Annotated in this window: 7 protein-coding genes; 6 read left to right on the plus strand and 1 reads right to left on the minus strand. The window is 69.6% G+C overall.

Annotated elements, in window-relative coordinates:
• Positions 1-20: 20 nt before the first annotated feature.
• Positions 21-995, minus strand: a complete 975-nt coding sequence (locus WBL06_RS10925) for an ABC transporter substrate-binding protein (RefSeq protein WP_424456031.1) — start codon at positions 993-995, stop codon at positions 21-23.
• Positions 996-1,156: 161 nt separating this feature from the next.
• Between WBL06_RS10925 and WBL06_RS10930 the strand changes: the two genes are divergently transcribed.
• The 6 genes from WBL06_RS10930 (at position 1,157) to WBL06_RS10955 (ending at position 7,185) form a co-directional block, all read left to right on the plus strand.
• Entirely contained in the window at positions 1,157-2,092 is a 936-nt protein-coding gene (locus tag WBL06_RS10930; protein WP_424456032.1) for a PaaX family transcriptional regulator C-terminal domain-containing protein, read from the plus strand.
• A 72-nt stretch (positions 2,093-2,164) separates the two neighbouring features.
• Complete coding sequence (locus WBL06_RS10935; RefSeq protein ID WP_424456033.1) at positions 2,165-3,097, plus strand: SDR family NAD(P)-dependent oxidoreductase; 933 nt, start codon at positions 2,165-2,167, stop codon at positions 3,095-3,097.
• Positions 3,098-3,100: 3 nt separating this feature from the next.
• The gene (locus tag WBL06_RS10940) at positions 3,101-3,985 is read left to right on the plus strand and encodes an amidohydrolase family protein (RefSeq protein ID WP_424456034.1); all 885 of its coding nucleotides are present in this window, start codon (positions 3,101-3,103) and stop codon (positions 3,983-3,985) included.
• Between the two features lie 2 nt (positions 3,986-3,987).
• Complete coding sequence (locus WBL06_RS10945; RefSeq protein WP_424456035.1) at positions 3,988-5,157, plus strand: acyl-CoA dehydrogenase family protein; 1,170 nt, start codon at positions 3,988-3,990, stop codon at positions 5,155-5,157.
• A gap of 31 nt (positions 5,158-5,188) precedes the next feature.
• Positions 5,189-5,641 (plus strand): MaoC family dehydratase, encoded by a 453-nt coding sequence (locus WBL06_RS10950; protein WP_424456036.1) that lies wholly within the window; start codon positions 5,189-5,191, stop codon positions 5,639-5,641.
• A gap of 41 nt (positions 5,642-5,682) precedes the next feature.
• A complete protein-coding gene (locus WBL06_RS10955) occupies positions 5,683-7,185 on the plus strand; it encodes an acyl-CoA synthetase (protein ID WP_424456037.1) in 1,503 nt (500 codons plus the stop codon).
• The last annotated feature ends 40 nt before the right edge of the window (positions 7,186-7,225 follow it).

Raw genomic sequence — 7,225 nt, forward strand, 5'->3', positions numbered from 1 at the left:
CCCGGACCACCGATCAGGCGTTACTGAACGACGATCGTGCCCAGGTCGGGCTCGGTCTCGAAGTACGCGTACTCGATCGCCAACGCGACGAGGTCTTCCAGACCCGCGTTGCTCAGGTCGGCGGTGAACTCCGGCAACACGATTCCTGCCGCAGCCTCCTCGGGGATGTCGAGGTTGGTTGCGATCGCGGCCCGCACGGCATCCTCATTCCCGGCAGCGAACTCGAGCGCGGCGGCGAGGGCCTCGGTCCACGCCGCGACCATCTCCGGCTGCTCGTCGATCACGCTCTGCAGGGTGAAGTTGGTCAGCACCGTGAGGCCGGGAACGGCCGCCTGGTAGGGGCCACCGAGGTCGGTGCCACCGGCGCCGACGACCATGCCGCGGAACGGGTCCGGAACCCAGGCGGCGTCGATCGTGCCGGCTTCGATCTGCGCGGGCACGTCGGGGAAGGCGACCGCCACGAACTCGATCGTGCTGGCGTCGCCGCCGTCGGCGTCGACCGCCGCGCGGATGGTGAGATCACCGGCGGCGCCGAGGCTGTTGACCGCGACGGTCTTGCCCGCCAGGTCGGCCCACGACGTGACGCCGCTCGCCGCGCTCGCGACAACCGAGTTCACGTCGCGGTCGCCGTCGGCGAGGCTGTTGGCGTAGTTGCTGAGGATGCGCACCTCTTCGCCGCCGAGCGAGGCGCGGAACGGCCCCATCGGCTGGCCGATCGCGAAGTCGATATCGCCGGCGACGAGTGCCGGGATCGCCTGCGCGCCGCCCTGGGCGGGGAGGATCTCGAGCTCGATGCCGTACTCGTCGAAGATTCCCGCCTCAAGAGCGGCCCAGATCGCGCCGGTCTCGGCGATCGGGAGGGCGGCGACGCGCACCTGGTAGGTCTCGCCGGGCCCGGCGTCGGTGGGTTCAGACGGTGCGCCGGTGTCGGTGCAGCCGGCGAGGGCGATGGCGACGGCGAAAGCCACGCCGCCGAGGAATGTGCTGCGTTTCATGGCAGAACCTTTCTTCTTCATTGAAGGCGAGATGCTGGGTGGTGGACCGACCGTCTCGCAGTGCCGGTCGGTGATATGCATGACACTAGCGCTACCAATCTGAAACCGGAATGTCGTGAATGTCAATCGTCGGCGAAAGGCGCCATGTCACAATGTCGCGTATGACCAGCGACGGTGATGACCCCGACCTGCGCAGAGCGCGCGGCCTGCGAGTCACGGGAACCCGGCGCGGATCTCCGCCGAGCCTGCTGCTGATGCTGTTCGGTGACTACTGGCTCGAGTCCTCGGGCGGTTTTCCCTCGGCCGCCCTGGTCACTCTGCTCGGCGACTTCGGCGTCAACGACGCCGCCGCCCGGGCCGCTCTGAGCCGGATGGTCAAGCGCAGCCTGCTGAGGTCGTCGAAGACCGGTCGCACGACCGCCTACCGCACGAGCCCGCGCACCCAGCAGATCCTCACCGCTGCGAGTCGCCGCATCGTCGAGTTCGGTGGCGCGACCGACGAGTGGTCGGGCGTGTGGAGCGTCGTCGCGTTCAGCATTCCCGAGAATGGGCGGTCGTTGCGGGCCGCGGCACGCAACCGGCTCGGTTGGCTCGGCTTCGCCCCGTTGTACGACGAGGTGTGGATCTGCCCGCACGACCGGCATGAGGATGCGCTGCGTGAACTCGCGGCGCTCGGTGTCGAGGCGACCGCTCTGCAGGCCTCGGTGGCGGAGTCGGTCTCGCCGACGCGGCAGCCCCAGAATGCCTGGAATCTCGACCAGCTCGCGAGCGAATATCACGACGTCATCGAGCAGACGACCCGCGCCCGCGAACTGCTCACCCACGCCGACGCGTCGCCCGCGAGTGCCCTGGTGCAGCGCACCCGGCTGCTCGAAGCTTGGCTCGACCTGTCGAGCGGCGACCCGAATCTCCCGGCGACGCTGCTGCCCGCGGACTGGCCGCGGGAGCACGCTCGCGATCTCTTCCTGGAGACGCACGAAGCCCTGGGCGATCTCGCCACCGAGCGAGTGCGGGCTGTCGTCGCGAGCGTCGATCCTGCCTCGGCGCCGTTGGTCGAGCGTCGAGCGGTCGCCGACTGGGTGCGCCTCGTCGCATAACGCGCCATTGACATGCATGACATTAGCTATGCATGATGTACCAACGCATGTCATGAATAGAGGAGCTCCATCGTGTCACTCGCTGGCAAAGTCGCCATCGTCACCGGAAGCGGGCAAGGTCTCGGCCTGGCTTACGCACGCGAACTCGCCCGGCAGGGCGCGTCGGTCGTCGTCAACGATGTGGATGCCGCCGCCGCTGAGGCGGCGGTCGCGACGATCACCGCCGACGACGGAAAGGCCGTCGCCGTCGTCGCGCCGGTCGGCAGCGCAGAGACGGCCGACGCCCTCGTCGCCGCCGCGGTCGACAACTTCGGGCGCCTCGACATCCTCGTCACCAACGCCGGCATCCTGCGTGACACCGTGCTGTGGAAGATGAGCGACGACGACTTCGACAAGGTCATCGCCGTGCACCTGCGCGGCACCTTCACCTGCGCGCGTGCCGCAGCCACCTACTTCCGCGAGGCCGGGCACGGCGGGCGCATCATCTGCATCGGGTCGCCCACCGGCCAGCGCGGCAACTTCGGCCAGACCAACTACGCGGCCGCGAAGGCCGGCATCGTCGGCATGGTGCGCACCTGGGCGATGGAGCTGAAGAAGGCCGAGGTGACCGTCAACACCGTCATCCCCGTCGCCGCGACCGCGATGACCGCGACAGTTCCCTACTTCGCGGCAGCCGTCGAAGCGGATGCCGCGGGCGAGCCGATGCCGGCGTTCTTCCGGCACGGCCTCGGCTTCGGCACCGCCGACGATGTCGCCGGTCTGATCGCGTTCCTCGGCTCCGATGCCGCCGCCGGCGTGACCGGCCAGGCGATCGGTGTCGGCGGCGACCGGATCCAGGTGTGGAGCCACCCCGAGCCCGTCGCGACCGAGTACCGCGACGGCGGCTGGACCTACGACGCCCTGGTCGACGGGTTCGCCGCGACCTTCGGCGACAAGCTGCAGAGCGTCGGCGAGTCGTTCCCGCCGCTGCCCGACGAGCTGCGCCGCGAGCCCGCGGCCTCCTGACCCGTGGCCACCGCGAAGTACGAGCCGCGACTCGAGGTCGATCAGCTCGAGGCGCTGGACGTGCACGTGCACATCGAGATCGACGATGAGGGCCACGCGTCGCTGCCGCCTGCGCTCGCCGAGGCCGCGTCGAAGTACTTCAAGTCCGACACGCGCCCGACGCTCGACGGCATCGCCGACCTGTATCGCGATCTCAAGATGGCGGCGGTCGTCTTCACCGTGGATGCGCGCACCCAGCTCGCGCATCAGCCGCTCGACAGCGCCGAGATCGCGCGCGGGGCCGCCCGCAACGCCGACGTACTGATCCCGTTCGGGTCGGTCGACCCGCGCACGGGAGCGGATGCCGTCGAGCTCGCGCGGCGTCTGGTCGAAGACAGCGGGGTGCGGGGTTTCAAGCTGCATCCGACGGTGCAGGGCTTCGACCCGTCGGACGAGACCTACTATCCGCTGTACGCCGAGTTCGCCCGCCTCGGCGTGCCGATGCTCGTGCACACCGGCCAGAGCGGCATCGGAGCCGGCACGCGCGGCGGAGGCGGCTTCCGCCTGGGGTACTCGAACCCGATGGTGCTGGATGGCGTCGCCGCCGACTTTCCCGACCTCGACATCGTGTTCGCGCATCCGTCGGTGCCGTGGCAAGACGAAGCCATCTCGATCGCGACCCACAAGTCGAACGTCTGGATCGACCTCTCCGGCTGGTCGCCGAAGTACTTCCCCGAGAACCTCGTGCGGGCCGCCCGCACCTACCTGCAAGACCGGGTGCTGTTCGGCTCCGACTTCCCGATGCTGCATCCCACGCGCTGGCGCGACGACTTCGCGACGCACGGGTTCGACGATGCCGTGACCCGCAAGATCCTGCGCGACAACGCGATCCGGCTGCTGGGCCTGTAACCGTGACCCCCGGCCACGACCCGTACGGCTTCACCGAGTTGCTCGATGACGCCGAACGCGCGGCGATCGCGCGGCTGCGTGCGGTGCTGGCCGCCGAAGTCGAGCCGCTCCTCGCGGATCACTGGGAGAGCGGCACCTTCCCCGAGCAGATCGTCGCGCCGCTCGCCGGCCTGCGGCTGATGGACCCTCCGGAGTTCGGCGGCGAGACGGATGCCGACCACGCGCTCTACCGGGGCTTCCGCAATTTCGAACTGGCGCGCACCGACGTCTCGGTCGCGACCTTCTACAACGGTCAGTCGGGGCTGTTCCGTACGAGTGTCGAACTCGGCGGGTCGGAGGCGCAGGTCGCCGAACTCGCGCCCCGCATCCGCAGCTTCGACTTGCGGGGGGCCTTCGCGCTCACTGAACCCGACCACGGCTCCGACATCGCCCGCGGGCTCGAGACCACCGCACGTCGCGACGGCGACGACTGGATCATCGACGGCCGCAAGCGCTGGATCGGCGGCGCGGTGTCGGCCGACGTCATCGTCGTCTTCGCCCGCACCGACGACGCAGACGGCGTCGGCGCGTTCCTCGTGCCCCGCGATGCGCCGGGCGTGACGCTCACGACGATGACGGGCAAGACGGCGCTGCGCATCGTGCAGAACTCCGACATTCGTCTCTCCGGAGTGCGGGTGCCCGATGCGACGCGACTCGCGCGGGTGGCCACCTTCGCCGACGTCGCCCGCATGCTCGGCGCGATGCGCGCGGATGTCGGCTGGATCGCGGTCGGGGCTCAGGCCGGTGCCTTCGAGGCCGCCACCGACTACGTGCGTGGTCGGCAGCAGTTCGGCCGGCCGATCGGCGCGTTCCAGCTCGTGCAGGACAAGCTCGCGACGATGCTCGCCAACCTCACGGCATCCCTCGCCCTGGTCGTGCGCCTCACCCAGCGTCAAGCGACCGGCGCGTCGACCGACGAAGACTCTGCGCTCGCCAAACTCTTCACCGCGTCGCGGCTGCGCGAGACCGTCGCCCTCGGCCGTGAGGTCGCCGGGGGCAACGGAATCCTGCTCGAGCACCGGGTCGCCCGGTTCTTCGCCGACGCCGAAGCCGTCTACTCCTACGAAGGCACCCACGACATCAACACGCTCATCGTCGGCCGGGGGATCACCGGCCTGAGCGCCTTCCGCTGACTCACCACTACCCCACATCAAGGAGAGCACCATGACCATCACCCTCGACTACAGCGAACTCGGCACCGCCGCGGGGCGCGACCTCGGCTATTCGGAGTACCGCGAGATCACCCAGGAGCGGGTCAACACCTTCGCCGACGCCGCCGACGACCACCAGTGGATCCACGTCGACCCGGTGAAGGCCAAGGACGGCCCGTTCGGCGGCCCGATCGCGCACGGCTTCCTCACCCTGTCGCTTGCCATCCCGTTCTGGAGTGAGCTCTTCGACGTGACCGGCGTCTCGACGCGGGTCAACTACGGCCTCGACAAGGTGCGCTTCCCGGCGCCCGTGCCCGTGGGCGCGCGCATCCGCATGAAGGGCGTCATCGCCGAGGTCGAAGAGGTCGCGGGTGGCTACCAGCTCACCGTCGACCAGACGATCGAGGTCGAGGGCGGAACCAAGCCGGCCGTCGTCGCGCGCGGACTGTACCGTTTCTACGCCTGAACTTCGCTGACGAAACGCGCACCTCGACGAGGAGGGATCCCTTGCAGAACCGCGGAATCGGCGCCTGGCTGACCACGCGCGCCGCCACCTCGGCGGACGCCGTCGCCCTCGTCTATGGCGAGGGCGAGACCATGACCATGACTTACGGCGAGCTCGGCGACCGTGCCGCGCGCTGGGCCGCGGTGTTCACCGCGCGCGGCATCGGCAGAGGCGATCGCATCGCGTTCCTCGGCGAGAACCAACCGGCGTTCGTCGAGGTGCTGTTCGGTGCCGCCCGGGTCGGTGTCGTCTTCGTGCCGGTGAACACCCGGCTCGCGGCACCGGAGGTCGCGCACATTCTCACCGACAGCGGGACGAAGCTGCTCGTGCACGATGACAAGTGTGCGACCGTCGCGACGGAGGCGGCCGGAGACCTGCCGCGGATCGCGGTGGGGGCCGAAGCGGATGCCGCGCTCGCCGCCGTCGAGCCGGCACCCGAGACGCCGGGGGTCGGGCTCGATGACCCCGCCGCGATCCTCTACACGTCGGGGACCACGGGCCGGCCCAAGGGCGCGGTGCTCACCCACGGCAACCTCACCTGGAACAGCCTCAACACCCTCGTCGACGTCGACATCGTCTCGACGGATGTCGCGCTCATCATCTCGCCGTTGTTCCACGCGGCGTCGCTGGGAATGGGGCTGCTGCCGGTGATGCTCAAGGGGGCGACCGTCGTGCTCGAGCGGGCGTTCGACGCCGGCCGCGCGCTGCGGCTCATCGAGCAGCACGGCGTCACGATGCTCAGCGGCGTGCCGACGACCTACCAGTTCATGGCAGAGCATCCCGACTGGGCATCGACCGACCTCTCGACCCTGGGGAAGCTGACCTGCGGCGGGTCGCCGGTGCCGACCCGGGTGCTCGAAGCCTTCGAGGCGCGCGGCCTCTCGTTCTCGCAGGGCTACGGCATGACCGAGACATCCCCTGGGGCGACCTACCTGCCGGCGACGCGCACGCGCGCCAAGATGGGCTCCGCCGGGCAGCCGCACTTCTTCACCGAGGTGCGGGTCGTCGATGAGAACGGTGAGTCGCTCGAACCCGGCGAGATCGGCGAGATCCAGGTACGGGGGCCGAACGTCACCCCCGGGTATCACGGCAACCCGGCGGCCACGGCGGAGGCGTTCACGGCCGACGGCTGGTTCCGCACCGGTGACCTCGGCTCGTTCGACGACGAGGGCTACCTGTTCGTCGCCGACCGGCTCAAGGACATGATCATCTCGGGCGGAGAGAACATCTACCCCGCCGAGGTCGAAGACCTCATCCTCGGACTCGACGAGGTGACCGGGGCCGCCGTGATCGGCATCCCCGACGAGCGCTGGGGCGAGACGCCGTGGGCCGTCGTGACCCTGCGCCACGGGGCCGAGCTCAGCACCGAGCGCCTGGCGGAGTACCTGAACGGTCGCATCGCACGCTACAAGATCCCCAAGAACGTGGTCGTGGTCGACGAACTCCCGCGCACCGCATCGGGCAAGGTGCGCAAACTCGACCTCCGCCAGCGCTTCACCTCGTGACCTCGGTGGTCGAGTAGCCGCGCAGCGGCGTGTCGAGACC

This window comes from Pseudolysinimonas sp. (genome assembly GCF_049651805.1).
In the GTDB taxonomy this organism is placed as follows: Bacteria; Actinomycetota; Actinomycetes; order Actinomycetales; family Microbacteriaceae; genus Pseudolysinimonas_A.

Excerpts from the sequence above, each read along its gene's own strand:
- WBL06_RS10925 (WP_424456031.1), bottom strand. The coding sequence starts at position 995 with ATGAAACGCAGCACATTCCTCGGCGGCGTGGCTTTCGCCGTCGCCATC.
- WBL06_RS10930 (WP_424456032.1), top strand. The coding sequence starts at position 1,157 with ATGACCAGCGACGGTGATGACCCCGACCTGCGCAGAGCGCGCGGCCTG.
- WBL06_RS10950 (WP_424456036.1), top strand. The coding sequence starts at position 5,189 with ATGACCATCACCCTCGACTACAGCGAACTCGGCACCGCCGCGGGGCGC.